The organism is Nakamurella endophytica (genome assembly GCF_014646215.1).
Taxonomy (GTDB): Bacteria; Actinomycetota; Actinomycetes; order Mycobacteriales; family Nakamurellaceae; genus Nakamurella; species Nakamurella endophytica.
The window spans coordinates 1-26,210 of the sequence record NZ_BMNA01000002.1 but is presented as its reverse complement, the minus strand read 5'-3'; the positions used below and the strand labels follow the sequence as shown (position 1 = coordinate 26,210).

22 protein-coding genes are annotated in these 26,210 nt (G+C 74.8%); 2 read left to right on the top strand and 20 right to left on the bottom strand.

Annotated features, from left to right (window positions below; translation table 11 throughout):
- Nucleotides 1-57: 57 nt before the first annotated feature.
- Nucleotides 58-912, bottom strand: a complete 855-nt coding sequence (gene rpsB / locus IEY37_RS03815; protein WP_188940232.1) for a 30S ribosomal protein S2 — start codon at nucleotides 910-912, stop codon at nucleotides 58-60.
- A gap of 624 nt (nucleotides 913-1,536) precedes the next feature.
- Between rpsB and IEY37_RS03810 the strand changes: the two genes are divergently transcribed.
- The gene (locus tag IEY37_RS03810; RefSeq protein ID WP_229673778.1) at nucleotides 1,537-2,418 is read left to right on the top strand and encodes a M23 family metallopeptidase; all 882 of its coding nucleotides are present in this window, start codon (nucleotides 1,537-1,539) and stop codon (nucleotides 2,416-2,418) included.
- Nucleotides 2,419-2,607: 189 nt separating this feature from the next.
- On the opposite strand, the gene IEY37_RS03805 is transcribed toward IEY37_RS03810, so the two are convergent.
- Nucleotides 2,608-3,807, bottom strand: coding sequence for a tyrosine-type recombinase/integrase (locus IEY37_RS03805; RefSeq protein ID WP_188940231.1), 1,200 nt, complete (start codon nucleotides 3,805-3,807; stop codon nucleotides 2,608-2,610).
- Between the two features lie 161 nt (nucleotides 3,808-3,968).
- Between IEY37_RS03805 and IEY37_RS03800 the strand changes: the two genes are divergently transcribed.
- Nucleotides 3,969-5,933 carry a hypothetical protein gene (locus IEY37_RS03800; RefSeq protein WP_188940230.1) on the top strand — a complete coding sequence of 655 codons (1,965 nt, stop codon included), beginning with the start codon at nucleotides 3,969-3,971 and terminating at the stop codon, nucleotides 5,931-5,933.
- 55 nt (nucleotides 5,934-5,988) lie between these two features.
- Here IEY37_RS03800 and dprA read toward each other — a convergent pair whose 3' ends face one another.
- The 18 genes from dprA to ftsY form a co-directional block, all read right to left on the bottom strand.
- Entirely contained in the window at nucleotides 5,989-7,215 is a 1,227-nt protein-coding gene (dprA, locus tag IEY37_RS03795) for a DNA-processing protein DprA (protein ID WP_188940229.1), read from the bottom strand.
- The gene (locus IEY37_RS03790) at nucleotides 7,212-8,777 is read right to left on the bottom strand and encodes a YifB family Mg chelatase-like AAA ATPase (protein WP_188940228.1); all 1,566 of its coding nucleotides are present in this window, start codon (nucleotides 8,775-8,777) and stop codon (nucleotides 7,212-7,214) included. The genes dprA and IEY37_RS03790 overlap by 4 nt, the downstream gene beginning before the upstream one ends.
- Nucleotides 8,777-9,139 carry a YraN family protein gene (locus tag IEY37_RS03785; protein ID WP_188940227.1) on the bottom strand — a complete coding sequence of 121 codons (363 nt, stop codon included), beginning with the start codon at nucleotides 9,137-9,139 and terminating at the stop codon, nucleotides 8,777-8,779. Before IEY37_RS03785 ends, IEY37_RS03790 begins: the two co-directional genes overlap by 1 nt.
- A gap of 265 nt (nucleotides 9,140-9,404) precedes the next feature.
- Nucleotides 9,405-10,931 carry an amidase gene (locus tag IEY37_RS03780; protein WP_229673776.1) on the bottom strand — a complete coding sequence of 509 codons (1,527 nt, stop codon included), beginning with the start codon at nucleotides 10,929-10,931 and terminating at the stop codon, nucleotides 9,405-9,407.
- Between the two features lie 594 nt (nucleotides 10,932-11,525).
- A complete protein-coding gene (locus tag IEY37_RS03775; protein ID WP_188940225.1) occupies nucleotides 11,526-11,846 on the bottom strand; it encodes a DUF2469 domain-containing protein in 321 nt (106 codons plus the stop codon).
- 70 nt (nucleotides 11,847-11,916) lie between these two features.
- Nucleotides 11,917-12,831, bottom strand: a complete 915-nt coding sequence (gene rnhB, locus IEY37_RS03770; protein ID WP_229673774.1) for a ribonuclease HII — start codon at nucleotides 12,829-12,831, stop codon at nucleotides 11,917-11,919.
- 206 nt (nucleotides 12,832-13,037) lie between these two features.
- A complete protein-coding gene (lepB, locus tag IEY37_RS03765) occupies nucleotides 13,038-13,985 on the bottom strand; it encodes a signal peptidase I (protein WP_188940776.1) in 948 nt (315 codons plus the stop codon).
- Nucleotides 13,986-14,375: 390 nt separating this feature from the next.
- Nucleotides 14,376-14,729, bottom strand: a complete 354-nt coding sequence (gene rplS, locus IEY37_RS03760) for a 50S ribosomal protein L19 (RefSeq protein ID WP_188940224.1) — start codon at nucleotides 14,727-14,729, stop codon at nucleotides 14,376-14,378.
- Between the two features lie 189 nt (nucleotides 14,730-14,918).
- Complete coding sequence (gene trmD, locus IEY37_RS03755) at nucleotides 14,919-15,725, bottom strand: tRNA (guanosine(37)-N1)-methyltransferase TrmD (RefSeq protein ID WP_188940223.1); 807 nt, start codon at nucleotides 15,723-15,725, stop codon at nucleotides 14,919-14,921.
- Nucleotides 15,726-15,729: 4 nt separating this feature from the next.
- Entirely contained in the window at nucleotides 15,730-16,242 is a 513-nt protein-coding gene (rimM, locus tag IEY37_RS03750; protein WP_188940222.1) for a ribosome maturation factor RimM, read from the bottom strand.
- A gap of 10 nt (nucleotides 16,243-16,252) precedes the next feature.
- Nucleotides 16,253-16,492 (bottom strand): RNA-binding protein, encoded by a 240-nt coding sequence (locus IEY37_RS03745; protein WP_188940221.1) that lies wholly within the window; start codon nucleotides 16,490-16,492, stop codon nucleotides 16,253-16,255.
- Nucleotides 16,489-16,944 (bottom strand): 30S ribosomal protein S16, encoded by a 456-nt coding sequence (gene rpsP, locus IEY37_RS03740; protein ID WP_188940220.1) that lies wholly within the window; start codon nucleotides 16,942-16,944, stop codon nucleotides 16,489-16,491. The genes IEY37_RS03745 and rpsP overlap by 4 nt, the downstream gene beginning before the upstream one ends.
- Before the next feature lie 238 nt (nucleotides 16,945-17,182).
- A complete protein-coding gene (locus IEY37_RS03735) occupies nucleotides 17,183-18,352 on the bottom strand; it encodes an amidohydrolase family protein (RefSeq protein WP_229673768.1) in 1,170 nt (389 codons plus the stop codon).
- Between the two features lie 8 nt (nucleotides 18,353-18,360).
- The gene (gene ffh, locus IEY37_RS03730; RefSeq protein WP_188940219.1) at nucleotides 18,361-19,923 is read right to left on the bottom strand and encodes a signal recognition particle protein; all 1,563 of its coding nucleotides are present in this window, start codon (nucleotides 19,921-19,923) and stop codon (nucleotides 18,361-18,363) included.
- A 33-nt stretch (nucleotides 19,924-19,956) separates the two neighbouring features.
- Entirely contained in the window at nucleotides 19,957-22,305 is a 2,349-nt protein-coding gene (locus IEY37_RS03725; RefSeq protein WP_188940218.1) for a [protein-PII] uridylyltransferase, read from the bottom strand.
- 3 nt (nucleotides 22,306-22,308) lie between these two features.
- Nucleotides 22,309-22,647, bottom strand: a complete 339-nt coding sequence (locus IEY37_RS03720) for a P-II family nitrogen regulator (protein ID WP_188940217.1) — start codon at nucleotides 22,645-22,647, stop codon at nucleotides 22,309-22,311.
- Nucleotides 22,644-24,023: an ammonium transporter gene (locus IEY37_RS03715; protein ID WP_188940216.1), complete on the bottom strand. Its 1,380-nt coding sequence runs from the start codon at nucleotides 24,021-24,023 to the stop codon at nucleotides 22,644-22,646. The genes IEY37_RS03720 and IEY37_RS03715 overlap by 4 nt, the downstream gene beginning before the upstream one ends.
- Before the next feature lie 374 nt (nucleotides 24,024-24,397).
- A complete protein-coding gene (gene ftsY, locus IEY37_RS03710; RefSeq protein ID WP_229673765.1) occupies nucleotides 24,398-26,104 on the bottom strand; it encodes a signal recognition particle-docking protein FtsY in 1,707 nt (568 codons plus the stop codon).
- Nucleotides 26,105-26,210: the final 106 nt, after the last annotated feature.

Sequence of the window (26,210 nt, the reverse complement as noted above, 5' to 3'; positions counted from 1 at the left end):
CGCGCACCGGCCGCGCCGCCGCCGTCGGCGGTGCAGCGCGGCCGGTGCGGAGCGGGATCAGCCCTGCTGCTGCGGCTCGCCCGACTCGGCGGACTCGGCGGCGGGAGCCGGCGCGGTGGCGTCCTGGGACACCTCCGCGGCGGGGGCCGCGGCGCCGCTCTCGAGCAGCTCGCGTTCCCACTCGGCCATGGGCTCCTCGGCGCCGGCGACGCCGGCCAGCCCGCCGCTGCGAGCCAGCAGACCTTCGGCGACGGCCTCCGCGACGACCCGAGTCAGCAGCGACGCCGACCGGATGGCGTCGTCGTTGCCCGGCACCGGGTAGTCGACCTCGTCGGGGTCGCAGTTCGTGTCGAGCACGGCGACGACCGGGATACCCAGCTTGCGGGCCTCGCCAACGGCGATGTGCTCCTTCTTGGTGTCCACCACCCACACCGCGGACGGGACCTTGGCCATGTCCCGGATGCCGCCGAGGGTCTTGGCCAGCTTGTCCTTCTCGCGGGTCAGCAGCAGCACCTCCTTCTTGGTGCGGCCGGCGAACTCGCCCGAGGTCTCCATGGCCTCGAGGTCCTTCAGCCGCTGCAGGCGCTTGTGCACCGTCGAGAAGTTGGTGAGCATGCCGCCCAGCCAGCGCTGGTTGACGTACGGCATGGAGACCCGCGTCGCCTGCTCGGCGATGGCCTCCTGCGCCTGGCGCTTCGTGCCGACGAACAGGATCGTGCCGCCGTGGGCGACGGTCTCCTTGACGAACTCGAACGCCTTGTCGATGTACGTCAGCGTCTGCTGCAGATCGATGACGTAGTTGCCGTTGCGCTCGGTGAAGATGAATCGCTTCATCTTCGGGTTCCAGCGCCGGGTCTGGTGCCCGAAGTGGACACCGGCGTCCAGCAGCTGGCGCATGGTGACGACAGCCATGAGCGGCCGTCCTTTCTCGTCCGTGCCCGTGCGGGCATGCGGGACCGGCGGCGGGAGGACCCGCCGAACCGGACCGCGGTTCGGTTGTCGCCCGGCGCCGGGGTGGCGACGGGCCCTGACGCCCTCGGGCACACCGCCCGCGCAGGTCGCAGCCTCGGGCTGCGGTGCGTGGGACCTCGGTGCGCGCCGGCCGGTGCGGATGGTGGTTCGTCCGCGGTGGCAACAGGGCGTGCGAAGTCGACCGACCGGAGTCGGCCGCACCGCCAGCGTACCCGCGACGGGGCCGGCGGGCGAATCGTCGCCCCTGCTCACACCGGGTGCGACGGTCGCACAACGGCCCGTCGACCGGACCCGGTGCGCACCGCCCCGTGGTGGGCCCGACGTGCACCGTCTCATTGGGTGCGCCCGGTGTGCGCCGTCCCGTGGGTGAGCCCGATGTGCGTCGTCTCGTGGGCGGGGCCGATGTGCGCCGGCCCGTCGGGCGGGCCTGCCGGGTCGCCCGCGGCCGTCCGCCCTCGGTCGCGGCCGCCCGGCGTGGATCGGTGATCCCCAACGGCCCGGGTTGTCCACAGCGGCGGCGCCCCTGGTGGAGCAGCTGCCGCTGCCCGCGCAGCATCGGCTCCCGTGACACTGCACTCCCGGATCGGACTCCTGCTGCTGCTGCTGGTGACGTTGGTCGTCCCGATGTGCTCGTCGCCGCCCCGGGTGGAGGCGGCACCTGCGGTGCGGGACGGTCGGGTGCAGGACGGGCTCAGCGCGTTCCGAGCCGGCGAGCCGACCGTCGGCGCCGGACCGCCGTCCCGGTCGGGTACCGGACACGCAGCGGCGGTGGCGCCCGAAGGGCGGATCTCCGGCGCCCGACCCTCCACGCCTCCGGAACGGCCGGTTCCCACGGGCCCGTCGGAGCGGTCGCTGTCCGCGGCGCCGACCACGTGGACGGTGTCCCAGACGGCGCGGCCCGTGCTCGTGGTCGGTCTCCAGGTGTTCCCGCCGGTAGTCGGGGTCGGGCCCGGCAGGCCGGCAGGTGACGCGGTCGGCACCGGCACGGCCCGCGCCGGACCGCGCAGCGCGGAGGCGCCGACGTCCCGCCGGTTCCGGCTGCCGCTGCCACCGCCGCCGGTGGTCCTGACGCCCTTCCGGGCGCCGGCGCACCGGTACGGACCCGGTCACCGCGGCGTCGACCTGGCCGGCAGCACCGGCGCCGCGGTGGACACGGCCGGCGCCGGCACGGTGGTCTACGCCGGACGGCTCGCCGGGCGCGGCGTGGTGTCCGTGCAGCACAGCGGCGGCCTCCGCACCACCTACGAGCCGGTGACCGCCACCGTGCACGCCGGCGAGGCCGTGACGGCCGGGCAGCTCATCGGTCGGCTGGAAGCGGGACATCCGCCGTGCGGCACCGCGAGCTGCCTGCACTGGGGGGCTCGGCTGCCCGACGGCAGCTACCTGGATCCGATGACTTTGCTCACCGGCCTGCACGTCCGGCTCAAGCCCTGGGTGTCCGGGTGAGCTCGGTACGGCCCCCGCCCGGTAGCCGGACCCGTGTGCGGCGGTCCGCCCGTCGGCCCCGGCCGACCGTGGGGCGGTCGAGAAGTCGCCATCCGGGTGGTTCAGCCGGCCGCGACCGACAGGCGTCTCCAGGACGGCCAACGCCCCGGGACGTGCCGTGGGGTCACCGGAGACGGTCCCCGGAGACACTCAGGCTCGCGGGTGCGCCTGCCGGTACACGGCTCGCAGCTTCTCGGCGGACACGTGCGTGTAGATCTGGGTGCTTGCCAGGCTGGCGTGGCCGAGCAGCTCCTGCACCACGCGCAGGTCCGCTCCACCGTCCAGCAGATGCGTGGCGGCGGTGTGTCGCAGACCGTGCGGGGCGAGCCGCGGGGCACCGGGTACCGCCCGGGTCCGGCGGTCCACCAAGGTCCGCACGGCCCGCTGGTCCATCCGGCGGCCGCGGGCTCCGAGGAACACCGCGGCACCGGACCCGTCCGTGGCGAGCTCCGGGCGGCCGACGTCGAGCCACAGGTCCAGCGCCCGCCGCGCCGGAACGCCGAACGGGACGACCCGTTGCTTCGCACCCTTGCCCATCACCGTGACGACCTGCCGCCGCCGGTCGACGTCGGTGACGTCCAGGCCGACCAGTTCGGACACCCGCACACCGCTCGCGTACAGCAGCTCCAGGACGGCCTGGTCCCGCAGGTCGAGTGCGCGCTCGCGCGCGGCCTGCGCGGGTGTCCGGTCGGCCGCACCGTCCCCCGCCGCCGCGGCACCATCGGTCCCGGCGTCGACGAGGTCGGCGGTCCCGCAATGGGAGCGCGAAGGAGGTCGCGGCGCATCCGGCGCAGCTTCCGCGTCCGCAGCAAGATCGCCGGCGACTCCCGGGCGGGCCCCCTCCGTGGCGCCGGTACCGCTGGCTGCGCTGGTACCGCCGGCTGCGCCGGTACCGCCGGTAGGGCCGGGAGGGCCGGGGGTCCTGGTGGTCAGCAATGCCGCCGCCTGGTCGGGCTGCAGGATGGCCGGCAGCCTGCGGTCCGGGGACGGCGAGCGCAACCGCGCTCCGGCGTCGGCGCGGGCGCGTCCGGTCCGCTGCGACCACGCGGTGAAGGTCCGCGCCGCCGCCGCACGCCGAGCGATCGACGAGCGGGCCGCTCCGGTGCTCCGTTGCCAAGCGAGCCAGCTGCGCAGCCCCGCGAGATCCAGATCGTCCAGGGTCACCGGACGGCCGCCGTGGAGCCGGACGAGGTGGTCGAGGAGTCCGGCGACGTCGGTGGCGTAGGCACGGACCGTCGCCGGCGACAGGTTGCGCTCGGCGTGCAGGTGGGTCAGGAAGGCCGCGCGCGCCTCTGCCAGCCCCGGCGGCAGGTCCGGAGCCTGCGCCCTGGTTCCCGACGGACTCGACATGTCACGGACAGTGCACCGGCGCCACTCGAACGGCAAGCGACGCGGCCGATCCGCCACTCGATCGTTTCTAACGCTACGTAGTTCGGTCAACACGCTCCGACATAGCTGACGGGTGATTACGGTTGGCTCCTACCCAGGACGTCGAGACGAGGAGTGCTCCCATGCGCCGAGGCCGGTGGCTCCGCCGCCGACAGGTGCACGACAGCGTCCCGGCTCCCGCACCGGCCCGGTCGGGCGGCATCCTGTCCACGCCGGAGCACCGCCCTGCCCGACTGCGACGCCTGGTCGTCTCGGCCACGACGGTGGCTCTGGTCGCCGGCCTCGCTCTGACCGGCACGGCGGCCGCCGAAGCACGGACGGAGGGTGACCCGATGCCCTCGATGAGCACACCGCTGCCCACCGCGGGCCAGCTGGCCGGCGCCGCGGCACCAGCCGCGCCGACGTCCCCGAGCGCCTCGTCCGCCGCGCAGCAGCGGGCGTGGGCCTGGTTGCGCTCGATGATGCAGTCCTCCACGGCGACCACGGGCGGCACCGTCACGCCGGCCCGGCCGTACGACGCGGCGTGGACCGGTCCCGTCCGGGGCCGGTGGACGGCCCCGTCGGGTACCACGCTGCCCGACGCCACGCCCGGGACCGTGGTGGTCGACCCGGCGATCGTCACCGCTGTCGGGGAGACCGGCTACCGGGGCGTGGTCCGCGGGAGCGTGACGCTGGCGCCGACGGCGAACCGCTGGATCATCCAGGTGTACCGGGACGAGGACGGCACCGTCCGGCAGGTTCCGCTGCAGACGCTGGTGCAGCCGGACGGCACCTGGTCGCTCGACCTGTCGTCGGTCACGGATCCGGGCGCGGGCCGCTGGGAGTTCGGTGTCCTGGACGCGACCGCTGGCTACGCCCCGTCCGGGGACCGCTGGCCTGCGGGTGCCCGCTACCCCGGCCTCGAGCTCCGGCTGTTCGCCACCACCGACCGCACCTACCCGGTCGGCACCGCGCCGGCCACGGCGGACGGCTCCTTCGAGTTCTCGTCGAGCGCACCGGGCGCCAAGTCCGTGCAGCTGGTGGACGAGCGCGGGGCCGCTCCCGTCGTTCTGGCCGAGTGGGCGCCGGACACCGGGCTGATCCGGTCGACGGCCGGCGCGGACCGCACCTACACCTACGACCAGGCGCTGGCGCTGCAGGCCGCGCTCGCCGTGGGCGACGACGCCACCGCCGACCGGCTGGCCGACGGGCTGATGGCGCTGCAGACCCCGACCGGGCCGCAGGCCGGCGCCTTCGTCTCGTCCGCCGGCCAGTGGAATCCCGCCGGCGGCCAGGCGATGTACCGCACCGGGAACGTCGCGGTCGCCACGGCCGCCCTCGTCGCCTACGTCCGATGGAGCGCCCCAGGCACCGCACGCAACCAGGCGGCCGCCACGGCTGCCCGCCGCGGCCTCGACTGGCTGGCCGCGCAGCAGACCACCGCCGGTCCGAACGCCGGGTTGCTGACCGGAGGCTTCGGCGAGGACGTCGGCGGCACCTTCGACCCGGCCGCCGCCATCGCCTGGATGTCCACGGAGCACAACCTGGACGCCTGGCAGGCGTTCACCGCAGCGTCCACCGTGCTGGCCTGCGGCGACTGCGCCCAGCGGGCCGACCGGATCCGCGCCGGCCTGCTGCAGGTGTGCTGGAACGCCACCGAGGGACGTTTCCGGCAGGGCGTGTCGGCGCAGGAACCGGACGACACCGACCCGCTCGACGTCAACTCGTGGGGCGCCCTGTTCCTCGACCGGATCGGGCGGTCCGACCTGTCCGCCCAGGCGCTCAGCCACACCGCGGCGTTCGCCGTCTCCGACGGCGGCGCCGGGGGATACCTGACCTTCCGCAGCCAGCCGTCGATGCCGCACCCCGTGCCGACGGTCTGGTTCGAGGGTTCCTTCGGTGTCGCCCTGGCCCAGCTGCGGCACGGTGACACCGTGGCCGCCGAGGCCACCGTCGGCGCCGCGGCCCCGGCCCAGCGCCCGGACGGCTCGTTCCCCGCCGTCACCACCGCCGACCCGGCGACCGGCTACACCAACGACTCCTCCACGGCGGCGACGGCATGGTTCCTGCTGGCGACCGCGGACGGCGACCGGGGCATCTGGCGCTGACCTCGTCCCGAGGTCGGCGACGAGGACGGTCGCGCCGCAGATGCCCGGGCCGGGCTCACCCGGCACGACGCCAGGTCCCGCCGCCGTGCCGCGCCGCCAATGCCCGCACCTCGAGCAGCCCCAGTGCCGACAGCACGGCCGGCGCCGGGACGCCGGAGTCCTCGGCCACGTCGGCGACCGTCCGCGCCCGTCGCGGATCCAGGGCGTCGTAGACTCGGAGGGCCTCCGGGTCGAGCCCGTCGGTGGGACGGTCCTCGTCGATCGACCACAGCCCGTCCTGCGCCGCCGACCGGTCCGGTCGCAGCAGCGACAGGACGTCGTCGGCCCCGGTGACCAGTAGGGCCGCGCCGTCGGCGATGAGCCGGTGGCACCCCACCGACAGCGCCGACGTGACGGGGCCGGGCAGCGCCATGACCAGACGGTGCAGTTCCGCGGCCTCGCAGGCGGTCGACAGCGTCCCCGATCGCCGCCCCGCCTCGACGACCACCGTGCCGGCGCCGAGCGCGGCGATCAGCCGATTCCGGACCAGGAAGCGGTGCCGAGCGGGCCGGGTACCGGGCGGGTACTCGCTCACCACCGCACCGGCCGCGGCGACCGCCTCGATCAGCTCCCGGTGGGCGACCGGGTAGGCCTGGTCGATGCCACACGCCAGGACGGCCACCGTCGCGGTGCCCGGCACGGCCGCGGCCAGCGCGCCGCGGTGCGCCGCCGCGTCGATACCGAACGCGGCCCCGGAGACGACCGTCAACCCGGCCGCCGCCACCCGATGGCCGAGATCCGTCGCCAGCCGCTGCCCGTAGGGCGTGCTCGCCCGTGACCCGACCACCGTGATCCCGTCCGACGGCAGCGCGGACAGCGACCCACCGCGCACCCACAGCGCCACCGGATCCGCGCGCTGCCCGGCCGCGCGCGGGCCGCGGGTGCGCAGCGCGGAGACCGCCGCGGCCGGCCACTCGGGATCCTCGGGGACGACCAGTCGCGCACCGACCGCCGCGGCGGACGCCAGGTCGGCGGCGACCAGGTCGCCCAGCTCGCCCGCCGACCGGCCCGCGAGACGCGCCGCGGTGGCGGACAGGACGTCGTCGTCGACCGCGCCGGCGCGGATCCGCTGCCAGGCGTCGACCGGACCGCGGCGGTCGATCAGCCGCAGCACCGCGGGCGCCGGCGGCTCGGCGACCCGGAGCAGCGCGGCCCGTGCGCACCGGACCTCGCTGTCCACGCCGCCGCCGGCGACACGGGGACCGTCGGCCTCGACCGTCCTCTCCCGCGCAGCGGCGGTCATGCCGCCTCCCCGCAGCGCAGTGCCAGCGCCGTCGCGACGTCGGTCTCGCCGGGTTCCGGGCGCCCGGCCAGGTCGGCGCTGGTGAAGGCCAGCCGGAGCACCCGGTCGTACCCACGACCGGTCAGCACCCCGCTGTCCGCCGCCCGGTGCAGCAGCGCCGCCGCCCGACCTCGGGGACGCCAGGCACGTCGGAGCTCCGACCCCGGCACCTCGGCGTTGCACCGCCAGGGCCGGCCGGACCAGCGCTCCGCCGCCCGGTGCCGGGCCGCCCGGACCCGCTCCCGGATGGCCGCGGACGGCTCGGGGTCGCCGACACCGCGTCCCGTCGCGCCGGCCCCCGACCCGATCGGTGGATCGTCGAGACCGGCGGTCAGCGCCGCCGGGTCGAGCGGCGGCAGGTCTAGCCGGATGTCGACCCGATCCAGCAGTGGCCCGGAGATCCGGCCCAGGTAGCGCCGACGGACCTGGCTCGGGCACGTGCAGTCGACGTCCTTGGCGGCCGCGCACGGACACGGGTTCGCGGCCAGCACGAGCTGGAACCGGGCGGGGAACCGCACGGCACCGGACGCCCGGGCCACCAGGACCAGTCCCGACTCCATGGGCTGGCGCAGCGCGTCCAGCACGGTGGGCCGGAACTCCGGCGCCTCGTCGAGGAAGAGCACGCCGCGGTGGGCGAGGCTGACGGCTCCGGGCCGGATGAGGCCGGATCCGCCGCCGACGACGGCGGCCAGGGAGGCCGAGTGGTGCGGGTCGACGAACGGCGGCCTGGTGATCAGCGGGGTCGACTCGTCCAGCGAACCGGCGACCGAGTGCACGGCGGTGACCTCAAGCGCGTCCGCCGGGTCCAGCGGCGGCAGCAGGCCCGGCAACCGTGCCGCGAGCATGGTCTTGCCGGCACCCGGCGGCCCGATCATCGCCAGGTGGTGCCCGCCGGCCGCAGCCAGCTCGAGCGCCACTCTGGCTTCGGGCTGGCCGAGCACGTCGGCCATATCCGGTCCGGAGCCGTCCGGCGGGGCCGCGGCCGGTCCGGGCACGCTCAGTCCCGGTGCGGCGCCGCGCAGATGGTCGACCAGATCGCGCAGGGTGTCGACGCCGCGGACCTGCATCCCGGTGGCCAGCGCCGCCTCGGACAGGTTGCCGTGCGGGACCACCGCCGCCGTCCGGCCCGCCGTCCGTGCCACCAGCAGGCTCGGCAGCACCCCGCGCACCGGCCGGACACTGCCGTCCAGGCCGAGCTCGCCCAGCAGCACCGTCTCGCCCAGGGCCTGCGGGCCGACGACGCCCGCGGCCGCCAGCAGCGCCACGGCCATCGCCAGGTCGTACCCGGCGCCGCGCTTGGGCACCCCGGCCGGTGACAGCGCCACGGTGATGCGCTTCTCCGGCCACTTGTGGCCAGAGTTCAGCACCGCCGCGCGGACCCGGTCCCGGGCCTGCACCACCGCCGCGTCGCCCAGCCCGATCACCGTCGTCCCGGGCAGCCCCGGCGCCAGGTCCGCCTCCACCGCCACCAGCTGGCCGGTCACCCCGGACAGCGCCACCGACCACGTCCGCGCCAGCGCCATCAGAACGCCGCCCGCACGTGCTCGACCGTCGGCGGCACACCAGGCCGGCACAGCACCGCCACCACGTCGAACCGCACGCGCACCCACCGGTCCACGTGCTGCGACAGGTACAGCTGCGCCAACCGGCGCAACCTGCGCCGCTTGTCCGGGGTCACCGACTCCGCCGGCGTCCCGAACCCGGTCCCCGACCGGGTCTTCACCTCGCAGAAGACCACCTGATCGATGCCGTCCGTGGCCACCACGTCGATCTCGCCCTCGCGGCACCGCCAGTTCCGCGAGATCACCACCAGACCCTGCCGTTCCAGGAAGCCGACCGCCAGGTCCTCACCCCGCCGGCCCAACTCGTCCGTCGTCGCCGTCACACGCCCGTCCCGTCCCACCCGGCCGCCACCACCGACGACCACCCGGACGACAGACTCACCCGACCCCCGCCCACCCGACCAACCCGCCGAAAGCAGGTGTGGACAACAACTGTCGATGGGGACAGCCGGTGGCCTACACGGGCGGGAGTCGGAACGCACCGGCCCTGCAGGGATCGGCGCCGGAACACGCCGATGGCCGCCGCGGCCTGTGCCGCGACGGCCGCCGACCGTCCTTCATCCCGGCCGCACCGGGCGGCCGGGGGTCCTAGTTGAGCCGCAGCGTCGGCAGGTACTGCGGCGCCTTGCGGATCTTGGTCGCCTGCTCCCAGGCGTACGCCAGGCCGAGCAGCTTGGGCTCGGACCACTTGCCGGCCATGAAGGACACGCCGACCGGCAGGCCGAACGAGTAGCCGGCGGGCACGGTGATGTTGGCGTACCCGGAGATGGCCGCCGGGCTCGACGAGCCGAGCAGGAAGTGGTCGCCGTTGATCAGGTCCGTCGGCCAGGCCGGCGAATTGGTCGGGGCGATGATCGCGTCCAGCTTGTACCGGGCCAGGGTGTCGTCGATCGCGTGCTGCGCGACGGTCCGGGCGTTGCGGCGGGCCGCCTGGTACGCCGGATCCGTCAGCGGCCCGCGGGCCTGCGCCTGCAGGAAGATCTCCTGGCCGAAGTACTTGAGCTCGGCATCCGCGTGGCGGTTGTTGAAGTCGATCAGGTCCTGCAGCGTCTTCGGGTACTTGGCCGACGTGTAGGTCTGCAGGTACGCGGCGATGTCGTGCTTGAACTCGTACTGCAGCGCGGTGTTCTCGTCGGCGTACGCCGCGTCGATCGGCACGTCGGCCGGGTCGACGATGGTCGCGCCCAGAGCCTTCAGCCGGGCGATGGTCTGCTCCATGATGGCGTCGGTCTCCGGGCTGACCCCGAAGTTCCCGGCCCGCCACACCCCGAGCCGCGCGCCCTTGAGCGAGCCGGCCTTCAGGTACCGGGTGTAGTTCGTGGTGACGTGGCCCTGCTGGTACCGGGTCCACGAGTCCTTGGCGTCGACCCCGGTCAGCGCCCCCAGCAGCACCGCGGCATCGGTCACGTTGCGGGCGATCGGCCCGGCGGTGTCCTGCTGCGCGGAGATCGGGATGATGCCGGACCGGCTGGCCAGGCCGAGCGTCGGCTTGATGCCGACCACCCCGTTCTGGCCGGACGGGCACACCACCGATCCGTCGGTCTCGGTGCCCACGGCCACCGTGGCGAGGTCCGCCGCAGCGGCCACCCCCGAACCGGAGCTCGAGCCGCAAGGGTTGCGGTCCAGGACGTACGGCATGTTGGTCTGCCCGCCGACCCCACTCCACCCGCTCGACGACTGGTCACCGCGGTAGTTTGCCCACTCGGACAGGTTGGTCTTGCCGATCACGATGGCACCCTGCGCCTTGAGCCGGCGCACGATGAACGCGTCGGGCGGGGTGCTGCCGGCGAGCGCCAGCGAGCCCGCGGTCGTCGGCATCCCCGTCGTGTCGATGTTGTCCTTGACCAGCACCGGGATGCCGAGCATCGGCCGGCGGTCGCCGTGCTTGCGGGCGGCGTCCGCGGCCGCGGCCTCCGCCATGGCCGACTTGCTGACCGTGATCACCGCGTGCAGCTTGGGGTTCAGCAGGGCGATGCGCCGCTCGTAGAAGGCCACCAGCTGGCGCGACGAGAGCCGGTGCCGGTTCATCAACGCCTGCAGCTGCGGGATCGTCGTCTTGTCGACGTCGATGCCGGCCACCTTGGTGTTGGTGGGCGTGACGTGCTGCGCGTGCACTGCGCCGGCCGGTACGGCCGCCGCAGGTGCCGCAACAGCGGCTGGGGACGGTGCCGCCGCCGCAGGGGGCGTCACCAGGGCCGCCAGGCACAGGACGCCGGCTCCCACACCGGCCAGGACACGACGACGGGAACGGGCCATCGGACCGCCTCTCACGAGTGGCTCACACGGAATTCACAACGCTCGCCCGACCGTTCCACGGGTGTCAATGGCCGGATCGCGGCCCGCGGGAGGTCTACCCGTCCGGCCCGTGCGTGTCACCGGACGGTCACGCAACGGCGTCCGCGATCCGGTCGAGCGGGTCCACCGTGATGCGACCGGCGGCGTGTGACGACAGCCGTGTCGGGGTAGGCGCGGTGACGGCCCGCGGTCCGCCCGGCGGGGTTGGTCGAACGACCGGCGGCCGGCCCACAGGACGCCAGCCCGACCAGCGGACCGGACCAGCGTGCCGGCCGTCACCGCGACAGCTGGATCAGCGGCAGCGCCGGCACGAGGACCGTGGCACGCCTGGAGCCGGACGCCCGGTGATCACCGGCGCAGCCAGGGGCCAGCGGCACGGGATCGGGGCCACGGCCGGCCGCGGACCGCCTCGGATCAGCTGAACTTCTCGCCTTCCGGCAGCGTCAGGTCGGGCTTCTCGAGCTCCTCGACGTTCACGTCCTTGAAGGTGATCACCCGCACGTTCTTGACGAACCTCGCCGGCCGGTACATGTCCCACACCCACGCGTCGGACATCCGTACCTCGAAGTACATGTCGCCCTCGGTGTTGCGGACCTGCACGTCGACGGCGTTGCACAGGTAGAACCGGCGCTCGGTCTCCACGACGTAGGAGAACTGACCGACGATGTCGCGGTACTCGCGGTAGAGCTGCAGCTCCATCTCGGTCTCGTACTGCTCCAGATCCTCCGCGCTCACGCCGCTCCTCCCGCATCCGGATCGCCACCGGCCGGCCGCCTGTCGGCGGCGGCGCGGACACCAGCGCCCATCATCGCTCACCGCCGGCGGCATGAGGCACGTCCACCCCGGGCACCGCCGCCGGACGGTCACCGGACGCCGGGTCCGGGTCGTGCTCCGCGTCCTCGGCACCGCGGAGCCGGGGCTCGACCGGCGGGCCGTCCGGGTCCGGGACACCGTCGTCGTCGAGCATGCCCAGCTCGAGCGCCGCGGTGCCGGAGACCGCGCCACCCGCGAGCGGCAGCCGCCAGCTACGACGGTGCAGCACGCTCGGGCCGTGCCGGCGCAGCGCAGTGATGTGCTCCGGTGTCCCGTAGCCCTTGTTCACCGCGAACCCGTACGGCTCGTGCCGGTCGGCGACCTGGCACATGAAGGCGTCGCGCTCGGTCTTGGCCAGCACGCTCGCGCCCGCCACCCCGGCGCAGGTCAGGTCCGCCTTGATCCGGGTCCGCACGAGCGGCGGGACGGCGGCGAGTCCGGCGGCGCGTTCGGCCGGCAGCACCGGCAGCCGGCGCACCCGCAGTTCGCCGGTCTCGTCACCACTGGCCGGCAGGACCGGCTCGGGTTCGTCGAACAGCGCCGGATCCGGCTCGGTGAGGTAGTCGTAGTTGCCGTCCAGCAGCACCGCATCCACCGGCCCGGCCAGCGCCGACAGCGCTCGCCGCGCCGCCAGTCGCAGCGCGGCGATGATCCCGATGGCGTCGATCTCCTCCGCGGACGCGTGCCCGACGGCGAACTCGCGGGCCCAGCGCCGGATCGTCGGCACCAGTGCCTCGCGGGCGGCGGGGGTCAGCAGCTTGGAGTCCTTGAGGCCGGCCGGCACCCGACCGATCCCGCCGGTCACCACGACGACGCCGACGCTGACCGGGCCCGCCAGCGCGCCACGGCCGACCTCGTCCATCGCCGCGAGCCGGACGCAGCCGTCCCGCAGCAGCGACTTCTCCACGCGCAGGTCCGGACGGCTGCCCAGCGGCTTCGACCCGGTGCGGGCAACGGCGCGCCGCGGCCCGCCGGGCGCAGCCGCGCGTCCCCGGACGGGCGACGACCGGCCGCCCTGACCGGTTCGGCCGGACGGGTGCGGTCGACCGGACGGGTCCGGGCGGCCGCTCCGGTCCGGCTCCGCCACGTCGCTCCGGGGCGGCACCGTGCTGGTCACGAGGCCTCCTGCGCCGCCCGCCGTGCCGCCCGGCGGGCCCGACGGGCGCGCCGGCGGGCGGGTCGCAGCGCCCACCCGCCCCGCAGGGCGCCGGTCAGCAGCAGTCCGCCCGCGGCCGGCACCGCGGACGACGCCGGTGCGGACAGCGCCTGGGCCTGCGGGTCGATGTCCGGGTCGCCGATGGTGTGCCACCGGGACGGCGGCATGACGATGAAGATGGCCTTGCCGATGACGTTGTCCTGCGGGATCGGCCGGTTGCAGCCGTCGCCGTTGACGTTCGCCGCCTGGTAGGCCTTCTCCCCCTCCGGGGTCAACCCCCAGCACAGGAACGACGAGTCCGACGACTCGGACCGGTGGTCCCCCATCACCCACAGCTGCCCGGCGGGCACGGTGTACGGCGCGAAACAGCGCTCGGACTCGTAGTGCTGCCTGTCCGGGCTGACGGCGCAGTCCTGCGTGCCGGGGGTGAACGGCAGCGGCTCGTACAGGTAGGGCTCGACGAGGGATCGCCCGTCGACGGTCACGTTGCCCTGGTCGTCGCAACAGGCCACCGTCTGGCCGCCCACGGCGATCACCCGCTTGACGAAGTCCTTCTCGTTGGGCGGCGCGATGCCGATCACCGACCCGAGCGACTGCAGCAGCTTGCCGAACCAGTTGCTCGGACCCGGGATGTCCGCCTCGGGCGCCCAGGTGTCCGGGCCCTTGAAGACCACCACGTCACCGGGGTGCGGGTCGCGGAAGTCGTAGACGATCTTGCTGGCGAGGATGCGGTCGCCGCCCGACGAGACACCGTGCAACGTCTGCTCCATCGAGCCGGACGGGACGTAGTAGACCTTCGCGATGAAGGTCTGGATCAGGAACGTCAGCACGAAGGCGACGACCAGCAGGATCGGCAGCTCGACCCAGAAGGGCCGCTTGGCCTTGCGGTTGCGCCGATCCGACATCCGGCGCCAACGCTCGACGGACGCGGCGTGCACGGCGTCGCCCGAGGCGTCGCGCGCAGCGTCGACGGGCGGCTGCGGGACCGCTGCGGTGGTGTCGGACGGCGTCGCCGGATCGCGGGCCGCATCCTGGGCACTCGCCGGGAGACCGGCCACGGCGGCATCCGGGGTATCGTCCAGCCCCGCGTCCCGCGGGCCCGGTACCGGCGCCGCCGGATCGGCCGGCGCCGGACCGCTCACCGCACGGCCGTCGACCGGACCGGAGGCCTCGGGCCGCACGACCGGGTCCTCGATCGGTCCGGTCCCCTCGTGTCCCGTCCGGCCGACCTGGTCGCTCACCACCGCAACGTTACGGTGTCGCTCATCAGCTCTCGGTGTGCCGTGGCCGACGGGTCAGCGCGCGGTGTCGCGCTTCTCCTTGATCTTGGCGGCCTTGCCGCGCAGTTCGCGCAGGTAGTACAGCTTCGCGCGGCGCACGTCGCCGCGGGTGACCAGCTCGATGCGGTCCAGGTTCGGGGAGTGCACCGGGAAGGTCCGCTCGACGCCGACGCCGAAGCTGACCTTGCGCACGGTGAAGGTCTCCCGGATGCCACCGCCCTGCCGGCGGATGACGTGACCGGCGAAGACCTGCACGCGGGAGCGGTTGCCCTCGATGACCTTGACGTGGACCTTGACGGTGTCCCCCGGGCGGAAGTCGGGCAGGTCGTCGCGCAGCGAGGCGGCGTCGAGGTTGTCCAGGGTGTTCATGTCGCAGTCCTCACTGAAGTCAAGCGTCGAGATCTCGTCCGGTCACGGACCGTCCGGGAGTGGCCGGTCCGGAAGGGCTCCCAGGGAGCCGAATGCGCGGCGCGCGTCGTCGCGCGGCAACCGCTCCATTCTGCCAGACCCGGGGCGACCAGGTGAAATCGTCGCCGCGGCCGCTGCTGCCGCCGCAGGTCAGCCCGGTGACGGGCCGGGCCGGTCGGTCGCGTCCGGTGCCGGTCCCGCCGGTGGGCGGTGCGGGCGCTCCTCGGCCAGGACCGCGCGGTCGGCGGCGTCGAGGGTCGCCGGGTCGAGCCGGGCGACCAGGTCCGGCCGCCGCCGGGCGGTGCGGCGCAGGGACTCGTCCCGGCGCCACCGGGCGATGGCGGCGTGGTTGCCGGACAGCAGCACCGGAGGCACTGCCAACCCGCGGAACTCGACCGGCCGGGTGTAGGCCGGGTGCTCCAGCAGGCCCGGGGAACCCTCGCCGAAGGAATCGGTGACCGCCGACTCGGGGTTGCCCAGCACGCCGGGCAGCAGCCGGGTCACCGCCTCGATCACCACCAGGGCGGCGACCTCGCCGCCGGCCAGCACGTAGTCGCCGATCGACAGCTCCAGGACCTCGACCCGGCGGGCGGCGTCCAGCACGACCCGCTGGTCCAGTCCCTCGTAGCGGCCGCAGGCGAAGACCAGGTGCTCCCGACGGGCCAGGTCCGCCGCGGTCGCCTGGCTGAACGGGTGACCGGCCGGCGTCGGCACGACGACCGTCGCGCCCGCCGGCGCGACGTCGTCCAGCGCGGCGGCCCAGACGTCCGGGCGCATCACCATGCCGGCTCCGCCGCCGTACGGGGTGTCGTCGACGCTGCGGTGCCGGTCGGTGGCCCAGCGCCGCAGGTCGTGCACCTCCAGCTGGATCCGGCCGTCGGCGACGGCGCGGCCGAGGAGCGACTGCCGCAGCGGCGCCAGGTACTCCGGGAAGATCGAGACGACGTCGAGGCGCACGGGGCTACCGGGCGAACATGCCGTCCGGCGGCGTCACCACGAGCCGGCCGGCCGCCAGGTCGACGACGGGGACGATGGCCCGGACGAACGGCACCAGCTCCTCGCTGCCATCGGGCCTGGCCACCTCGAGCACGGGCGCGGCCGGCGGGTGCAGCACGCCGGTCACCTGCCCGAGCAGCTCGCCGGCCTCGTCGTGGACCGCCAGGCCGACGAGCTGGTGGTCGTAGAACTCGTCGTCGTCCGTGGGCTCGGGCAGCTCGTCGGAATCGACGGTGAGCACGGTGCCGCGCAGCTGCTCGGCGGCCGTCCGGTCGGGGACGCCGGCGAACGCGACGACGAGGACGCCGCCCGACCGGCGGGAGCCCGCGACGGTCAGCGGGCCGCGCCCGGCCGGCTCGGTCACCAGGACCGAGCCGGCCGCGAAGCGCGTGTCGGGATCGTCGGTCTGCGGGGTCACGGTGACCTCACCGCGCACCCCGTGGGGCCGGCCGATCCGGCCGACCTGGACCTGCGTCACCGCGAGCGGGTCAGCGGTCGGTGTCGACGACGTCGACGCGGATGCCCCGGCCGCCGACCGCGGACATCACGGTGCGCAGCGCGGTGGCCGTCCGGCCGCCGCGGCCGATCACCTTGCCGAGGTCGTCCGGGTGCACCCGGACCTGCAGCGTGCGCCCGCGGCGCCCGGTGGTCAGGTCGACCCGGACGTCCTCGTCGTGTTCGACGATGCCGCGGACCAGGTGCTCGAGCGCCTCGGCCAGCATGCTCACTGCTGATCGGCCGCCGTGTCGTCGGCCGGCGCGGCCGCTGCCGCGTCCCCGGCGCCCTCGGTGCGGCCCGCGCGCCGGCGCGGGGTGGTGGCGGACGCCGAGGTGTCCGCGCCGACCGCGGCCAGCGCGGCCTCGTAGCGGGCGCGCTTGTCGACCCGCTCCGGCTGCGGGCGCAGGGTGCCCTCGGCGCCCGGCAGGCCCTTGAACCGCTGCCAGTCGCCCGTGACCTTCAGCAGGCCCAGGACGGACTCGGTCGGCTGCGCACCGACGCCGAGCCAGTACTGCGCTCGCTCGGAGTCGATCTCGATGACGCTGGGGTCGGCCTTGGGGTGGTACTTGCCGATCGCCTCGATGGCCCGGCCACCCCGACGGGTGCGGGCGTCGGCGACGACGACGCGGTAGAACGGCTCGCGGATCTTGCCGAAGCGGGCGAGCTTGATCTTGACAGCCACGGTGGTGACGTACTCCTCGGATGTGGTGGCGGGGTCCGCCGCTGCAGCACTCCCGGGCGGGTGGGGCACCGATCCGGGACGCGCCGATGGGCGGCCACGCCCGGAGAGAGGGGCCGGACGCAGCCGTGACCGGATCATTCTGCCAGATCGGCCGCCGCCCGGGGACCAGCCGTCCCGGTCGCGGGGCGGCCCGCGGCACCGACTCGCCGGCCGGCTCCCCGGCCCGCGACGGCGGCGGTCAGCCGGCGGCGACGGGCGGCAGGTGGCGGCCGGCGCGCACGACGCCGGACCGCAGGACCGCCGCGGGGGCGCGCAGGCCGGCCAGCGCCGCCCGGTCCCGCGCCGGGTCGGTGTCGAGGACGAGCAGATCGGCGGGGTCGCCGGGGCGGTAGCTGCCCAGCCCGAGCCAGGCCCGCGCGTCGTGGGCCGCCTGCCGGAGCACCTGGCGCGGCGGGATGCCGAGCTCGGCCAGCGCCTGCACCTCGTCGACGATCCGGCCGTGCTCGACGTACCCGCCGGCATCCGTGCCGGCGTGCAGCACCACACCCGCGTCGGCGGCCCGGCGGTAGGTGTCCCGGCTGCGGGCGTACAAGTCGCGCATGTGCCGGGCGTACGTCGGGTAGCGGCCGGCGGCGTCCGCGAACGACGGGAAGTTGGCGATGTTGATCAGCGTCGGCACCACCCGGACGCCGCGGGCGGCGAGCACGACGATGCTGTCGTCGGTCATGCCGGTGCCGTGCTCGACGCAGTCGACGCCGGCCGCCAGCATCCGGTCGAGGCCGTCCTCGCCGAAGACGTGGGTGGTGACCCTGGCGCCGCCGGCATGGGCGACCGCGATGGCCTGCGCCAGCACGTCCTGCGGCCACAGCGGGCTCAGGTCGCCGACGGCCCGGTCGATCCAGTCACCGACGATCTTGATCCAGCCGTCGCCGTAGGCCAGCTGCCGGCGCACCTCGTCGACCAGCTGGTCCGGCTCGACGTCGACGCCCAGCTCCCGGATGTAGCGACGCGGGCGGGCGATGTGCCGGCCGGCCCGGATCAGCACCGGCAGATCGGGCCGGCCGACCAGCGGCCGGGTGTCGATCGGCGAGCCGCAGTCCCGGATGGCGAGCACGCCCGCCGCGAGCTCGGTCCTGGCCTGGTCCTCGGCCTCGGGCAGGGTCGCCGCGCCGGCCGTGGAGTACCCGATGTGGCAGTGCGCGTCGACCAGTCCCGGCAGCACCCACCCGGACAGCTCGACGACCTCGCCGCCCCGGTCGGCGCCGTCCCGGTCCGGAGGATCGACGAACACGCCGTCCCGGACCCACAGGTCCAGCTCCTCGCCGGTCGCGGCGTCGGTCCCGCGGACGCGCACCGGCGCGGCGCCCGTCCGGCCGCGGTGTCCTGGTCCCGGGGTCGACCCGGTCACCGCGGCGGCTACTTCTTCGGCAGCTTGAGCTTCGACGGGTCGAACCCGGGCGGCAGCTGGTCCAGCCCGAAGTTGGCCGGCATGCCCTGGCTGAACGGAGCGCCGGCGGGCAGCCCGGGCGCCCCCATGCCGGGACCGCCGAGACCCGGGAAGCCGGCCGGCAGGCCGCCCTTGACCTTGGGCGGTGTCGGCCCGCGACCCACCGGCTTGCGGCCCTTCTTGCCCTTGCCCTTGGCGACCTTGCGGGTGGACCGGGTGCCGGGCAGGCCGAACCGGCCGGCCATGGCGGTCATCATCTTCCGGGCCTCGCCGAACCGCTCGACCAGCGAGTTCACCTGGGCCACCGTCGAACCCGAACCGTTGGCGATGCGCTTGCGCCGGGAGGCGTTGAGGATCCCCGGGTTGCGCCGCTCCTCGGGCGTCATCGACTGGATGATGGCGGCGGTGCGGTCGATGTCGCGGTCGTCGACCTGGGCCAGCGCGTCCTTCATCTGACCCGCGCCCGGGAGCATGCCGAGCAGACCGCCGATCGGGCCCATCCGGCGGATCATCATCATCTGCTGGAGGAAGTCCTCCAGGGTGAAGTCGTTGCCCGCCAGCTTCGCGGCCATCTCCTCGGCCTGGTCGGCCTCGAAGACCTGCTCGGCCTGCTCGATGAGGCTGAGCACATCGCCCATGCCCAGGATCCGGCTGGCCATCCGGTCCGGGTGGAAGACGTCGAAGTCGCCCAGCTTCTCGCCGGTGGACGCGAACATGATCGGCACGCCGGTGATCTGCCGGACGGACAGTGCCGCACCACCGCGGGCGTCGCCGTCCAGCTTGGTGAGCACCACGCCGGTGAAGCCGACCCCGGACGCGAAGGCCTCGGCCGTGGTGACCGCGTCCTGGCCGATCATCGCGTCCAGCACGAACAGCGTCTCGTCGGGCTGGACCGCGTCGCGGATGGCCGCGGCCTGGGCCATCATCTCGGCGTCCACGCCCAGCCGGCCGGCGGTGTCCACGATCACCACGTCGTGGTGGGCGTCGATCGCCCGGTCGACGCCGGCGCGGGCCACGGCCACCGGGTCGCCGACGCCGTTGCCGGGCTCCGGCGCGAAGACCGCGGCGCCGGCCTGCTGGCCGACGACCTCGAGCTGGGTGACCGCGTTCGGGCGCTGCAGGTCGCACGCCACCAGCAGCGGGGTGTGCCCCGAGTTGCGCAGCCAGAGCGCCAGCTTGCCGGCCAGCGTGGTCTTGCCGGAGCCCTGCAGGCCGGCCAGCATGATCACCGTCGGGCCGGTCTTGGCGAACGTCAGCCGGCGGGTCTCGCCGCCGAGGATGGCGACCAGCTCCTCGTTGACGATCTTGATGACCTGCTGCGCGGGATTCAGCGCCTGGGAGATGTCCGCACCGGTCGCCCGCTGCTTGATCGCCGCCACGAACGTGCGCACCACCGGCAGCGCGACGTCGGCCTCGAGCAGGGCGATCCGGATCTCGCGGGCGGTCGCGTCCACGTCGGCCGGGGACAGCCGGCCCTTGCCGCGCAGGTTGGCGAAGACCCCGGCGAGCCGGTCGGAGAGGGTGTCGAACACGGGAGCCAGGCTAACCGCTGCGCCGGTGCGGGGTCAGCCGCCCAGCGCGGCCGACACCGCGGCGACCACGCCGTCCACCCGGTCGGGCGGCAGCGCGGAGCCGTCCGCGGACAGCAGGTAGAAGACGTCGACCACGTCGGCGCCCAGGGTGTGCACGCGGGCCGCGGTCACCGTGGCACCGGCCTCGGCCAGCGCGTGCGCCACCGTGTGCAGCAGGCCGGGGCTGTCGTGGGCGCGGACCTCGAGGACCGCGGCCCGCTCCGACGCGCCGGCCACCACCTGCACGGTGGGCGGCGCCGCGACCCCGCGCCGGCGTGCCGGGCTGCGTCGCGCCAGCCGCGCCGCGATGTCCAGCGTCCCGTCCAGGGCGCGGACCAGGTCGGCGCGCAGGGTGTCGGCCTCCGGCGGGTCGCCGAACTCGGGCGTCACCGACCAGGTCTGCAGACCCATCCCGTCGACCGTGCGCAGCGCGGCCGCCCGGATCGTCAACCGGTGCACGGTGAGCACACCGGCGGCGGCGGCCAGCAGCCCGGGTCGGTCGCGGGCGGCGACGGTGACGTCGTACCCGCCGGGCGTGCGGGCGATCACGATGCCCGGTCGCCCCGCGGCGACCAGGTCGCGCTCGGCCGGGGACAGGTCCGCGGCCTCCGGAAGGGTCTCCCCCGCCAGCGCCTGCCGGACCCGCCCGGCCAGGTACCGGACCTGGCCGTCCTTCCACGCCGACCACGCGGCCGGCCCCGCCGCGCGGGCGTCCGCCTCGGTCAGCGCCTGCAGCAGGTCCAGCGTCGCCGCGTCGCCCACGGCGTCGACGACCGCTGCGACGGTCGCCGGGTCGTCCGGGTCGCGCCGGGACGCCGACTCGGCGAGCAGCAGGTGGTGCCGCACCAGCGTGCGCACCACGTCGACGTCCTGGGCCGGCACGCCCATCCGGTCCAGCCAGCTGCCGATCAGCTCGGCGCCGACCTCGCTGTGGTCGCCCGGCAGCCCCTTGCCGATGTCGTGGAAGACCGCGGCGAGCAGCAGCAGGTCCGGCCGGGACACCCGGCGCACCAGACCGGCGGCGTTCACCGCGGTCTGCATCAGGTGCCGGTCGACCGTGTAGACGTGGATCGGGTCGCGCTGCGGCAGGGACCGCAGCCGCTCCCAGCCCGGCAGCAGCCCGGCGATCAGCCCGGCCTGGTCCAACCCCTCCCAGACGGTGAGCATCGGCTCACCGGCACCGAGCAGGGACAGGAACGCGTCCAGCGCGGGGCGCGGCCACGGCTCGGGCAGCGCCTTGCCGGTCCGCGCCAGCCGCACCACGGTGGCCGGGGAGACCGGTATGCCGGACTGCGCGGCCGCGGCCGCGGCGCGCAGGGTCAGCGTCGGGTCGGCCGACGGGTTGACCGACCGGGCGAGCACGGCCTCGCCGTCCTGCTCGACGACCCCGTCGGCCAGCGGTGTGCGGTCCGGCCGCCGGACGAACCGGCCCCCGACGTCGGCGATGCGACCGGGACCGGACGCGGTCAGCGCCCGGTGCACCCGGTGCCAGGTCAGGTCGCCGGCGTGCACCACCGTCCGCCCGATCCCGGAGACGTGCTTGAGCAGCACGTCCCGGTCGTCGAGCCCGAGCGCGGCGGCCACCTGGTCCTGGTCCTGCTGCTGCAGCCGGTCGGTGGCCCGGCCGGTCACCTGGTGCAGCGCGTCCCGGACGTCCAGCAGCGCGGACCGCGCCTCCTCCAGACCCTGGTGGGGGCAGTCGGTGACCCACGACGCGGCCACCGCCCGCATGACGCCCAGGTCGCGCAGGCCGCCGCGGGACTCCTTGAGGTCGGGCGTGGTGGCGAACGCCAGCTCGCCGCTGCGGTCGGCCCGTTCCCGGCACGACGCCAGCAGGGCCGGCAGCCGCTCGGCCGCGTCGGCCCGCCAGTCGGCGAGCACCCGGCGGTGCAGCGTGGTGGCCAGGTCGGGGTCGCCGGCGATGTGCCGGAGGTCGAGCATGCCGAGCACCGCGGGCAGGTCGACCCGGGCGACCTGCCGGGCGCCGCCGACCGAGCGCACCGAGTGGTCCAACCGGATGCCGGAGTCCCAGATCGGGTACCAGAGCCGCTGCGCGAGCATCTCGGCGTACGAGGCGGGGGTCTCCGTCGAGTGCAGCAGCACCAGGTCGAGGTCGGAGAACGGCGACAGCTCGCCGCGGCCGAAGCCGCCGACCGCGACCAGCGCCACCCCGCCGACGTTCACCCCGGCCTCGGCGGCCAGCTCGACGAGCCAGCCGTCGGTGAGACGGGAGAGGGCCCGCCGCCGGGCCTGACCGGTCAAACCGGCCCGGTCCAGCAGCGAGGCCCTCGTCCCGGCGAACCCGCTCGGGCCGGACCGGCCCGCTGCGGCTCCTGCGACCATCGGCTACAGGGCTTCCAGTCCGCGCTCGCCCGTGCGGACCCGCACGACGTTGTCCACGGTGGTCGCCCACACCTTGCCGTCGCCGATCTTGCCGGTCCGGGCCGCCCGGACCACCACGTCGACCACGTCCTCGGCGTCCTCGTCGTCGACGAGGATCTCGACGCGCACCTTGGGCAGCAGCTCCACGGTGTACTCGGCGCCGCGGTAGACCTCGGTGTGGCCACGCTGCCGGCCGTAGCCGGAGCTCTCGGAGACGGTCATGCCCTGGACACCGAACGCCAGCAGGGCGGCACGGACCTCGTCGAGCTTGAACGGCTTGATGACGGCGGTGATCAACTTCATGCGTGGACCTCCTGGCTGGTCGCCGTGGCGAGGTGGCCGGACGGGATGGCACCGCTGGACGACTGCATGTCGAACTCGTACGCGGACTCCGCGTGCTCGTTGACGTCGATGCCCTCGACCTCGGCGTCCTCGGAGACCCGGAAGCCGATGGTCTTCTCGATGATCGTGCCGAGGATGAACGCCACGACGAACGAGTAGGCCAGCACGGCGACCGCACCGAGCGCCTGCTTGCCCAGCAGGGTCAGGCCTCCGCCGTAGAACAAGCCGTCGACGGCCAGCGAGTTGACGCTGGTGGTCGAGAACAGGCCGACGAACAGCGTGCCGACGATGCCGCCCACCAGGTGGACGCCGACCACGTCGAGCGAGTCGTCGTAGCCCAGCTTGTACTTCAGCCCCACCGCCATGGCGCAGATGGCGCCGACCAGGACGCCCAGCACGATCGACGCGCCGGGGGTGATGAAGGCGCAGGCGGGGGTGATGGCGACCAGCCCGGCCACCGCACCGGAGGCGGCGCCGACGCTGGTCGGCTTGCCGTCCCGCAGCTTCTCCACCAGCAGCCAGCCGCCGAGCGCGGACGCCGTCGCCACCTGGGTGTTCATGAAGGCCAGGCCGGCGAGACCGTTGGCGGCGAGCGCGGACCCGGCGTTGAACCCGAACCAGCCGAACCACAGCAGGCCGGCGCCGAGCAGCACCAGCGTGACGTTGTGCGGGCGCATCGGGTTGCGGCGGAAGCCGATCCGCCGGCCGAGCACGATGCACAGCGCGAGACCCGCGGCACCGGCGTTGATGTGGACTGCGGTGCCACCGGCGAAGTCCTCGACGCCCAGGCCGGCCAGCCAGCCCTTGGTACCGCCGAGCAGGCCGAAGTCGAACACCCAGTGCGCCACCGGGAAGTAGACGACGATCACCCAGAGGGTGACGAAGATCGACCAGGACAGGAACTTGGTGCGGTCGGCGATCGCCCCGGAGATCAGTGCCGGGGTGATGATCGCGAACATCAACTGGAAGGCCGCGAACACGATCACCGGGATGCCGTCGCCGGTCCCGAAGAACTCGACGTTCGCCAGCGCCGCCTGGGACAGGCCCTTGAACGAGAAGTCGCCCACGAAACCGCTGCCGCCGGACGAGGCGAAGGCCATGTTGAAGCCGAACAGGGCCCACAGCACGGTGACGATGAAGATCGTGAAGAACGACATCATCATCATGTTGAGGGTGCTCTTGGCACGGGTCAGACCGCCGTAGAAGAAGGCGAGACCGGGCGTCATCAACAGGACGAGGGCGCTGCTGGCGAGGATCCAGGCGGCGTCGCCGGCGTTCACCGCCACCGGGTCCGCCGCTGCGGGCAGCAGCGACGTCACTGCAAGGTGCGGGACCATCAAACCTCCAGGCAGGGGACGGCGAGGGTCCGGCCAGACCCTCCAACGCGCCCAGAATCCCGAGGACGTGTTTCCGCGGTCGCCCGGGCGTGTTTCGCCTCCGTGAACTCGGCCAGGCACGGGTTTCGGGTCTGTGACACCGCGGTGACGACGCCGTGTCCCTGCGTCGCCGAGGTCCGACGGTTGGCTGCGGCGGGCGGCGGACGGCCGTCCGAGCGGGCCGGGCGCGACGGCCGGTGGACGCCGCCGGTGGACGCCGCCCGTCGGCCGCGGCCGTTCGGACCACCGGTCCGCCGCGGCCACCGACCGCTCGCACCCGCGGTCGGTGGCAGCCGCCGGAGACCGTCCCGGTGCGCGGCCCGCGCGGCTGCGGCTCAGTCGCCGAGCAGCGCGTCGACGAAGGCGTCGGCCTCGAACGGCGCCAGGTCGTCCGGGCCCTCCCCCAGACCGACGAGCTTGACCGGGACCCCGAGCGCGCGCTGGACGGCGACGACGATGCCGCCCTTGGCGGTGCCGTCGAGCTTGGTGAGCACGATGCCGGTGATGTCGACCACCTCGGCGAAGACCTTGGCCTGGACGAGCCCGTTCTGGCCGGTGGTGGCGTCCAGCACCAGCAGCACCTCGTCGACCTCGGCCTGCTTCTCGATGACCCGCTTGACCTTGCCCAGCTCGTCCATCAGGCCGGTCTTGGTGTGCAGCCGGCCGGCGGTGTCGACGACGACCGCGTCGGCGCCCTCGGCGATGCCCTGCTTGACCGCGTCGAACGCCACGGCGGCGGGGTCGGCGCCGGCGGCGCCGCGCACCACGGTGGCGCCGACGCGGGAGGCCCAGGTGGCCAGCTGGTCGGCGGCGGCGGCGCGGAAGGTGTCGGCGGCGCCGAGCACGACGGTGTGGCCGTCGGCGACCAGGACGCGGGCCAGCTTGCCCGTGGTGGTGGTCTTGCCGGTGCCGTTGACGCCGACCACGAGCAGCACGGCCGGGCGGCCGTCGTGGGCCAGCGCCCGCACCGACCGGTCCTCCAGCGGGCCGGCCGGCGTGGTCTCGACGGCGTCGATCATCACCCGGCGCAGCATCGCCCGGGCACCGGCGGCGTCGACCACGCCCCGGGCCGCCACCTCCTGCCGCAGCCGCTCGGTGATCTCGACGGCGGCGGCAGCGCCGAGGTCCGCCATGAGCAGGGTGTCCTCGACCTCGGTCCAGGAGTCCTCGTCCAGCGTGCCGGCACCCAGCAGGCCGAGCAGCGACCGGCCGAACGCGTTCTGCGACCGGGACAGCCGGCCGCGCAGCCGGCTCAGCCGGCCGGTGGTCGGGTCGATCTCCTCGAGCTCGACCTCCTCCGGCTCGACCCGCTCGGCGGCGACCGGCGGGGCCGCCGGTGCAGCCGGTTCGGCCGGTGCGGTCGGTGCAGCCGGTGCGGTGTCCGGCGGCGCGACCGGCGCAGCGGTCCCGTCGAGGTCCGGGAGGGCCGTGCCGGATGGGACGGTCGGGACGGTGGACGCCGCGGTCCCGCCGGCTGCCGTCCCGGTGCCGGGGGCGTGCGGTGCCGTCGGGGTGGCCGGGCGCGGGGGCGCGCTGACCCTGTCCTGCGGGGAGGCGGGAGCCGTCCCCTCCGGCCGGGTGGTCGGGGGCTGCGTCGGGGCGGCCGGCCGGGCGGGCGGACGCTGCACCGGCGGCGCGGTGGCCACGTCGGCGTCGGGCAGCGGCACCTCGACGACCGTGGGCCGCACGGAGTCGCGGGGCACCGCGGCGTCGTCACCGACGCCGGGCTGCCCGTCGACCTCGGTGCGGTCACCGGCCGGGTGCGCCGGCGCCAGCGGCACGGACGCCGGCGCGTCGGTCGGCCGGTCGGACCGCGGGCGCGGCGCCAGCGCCGTGCCGCCGCTGCCCTGCGAGAAGGAGATGGAGCCCTTGGAGCGGTAGCCGCCGCGGACCGGTGGCTGGTCTTGCGCGGCGGTGGTCTGCGCGGGTGCGGCCGGCCGCGCGAGCGAGATGCGGCGCCGGCGGCCGAGCACCGCACCGATCACCAGCAGGGCGACGACGACCACGACGACGACGATGAGGATCCAGACCCAGGCGGACACGCCCTGCATTCTCTCAGAAGCGGGCCGGGCGCCCGGCGGCGCTAGCTGTACCCGGCCATCAGGTTGGTGCCAGTCGGCTGAGTGGTGGGAGGCCGCCGAGTGCGCT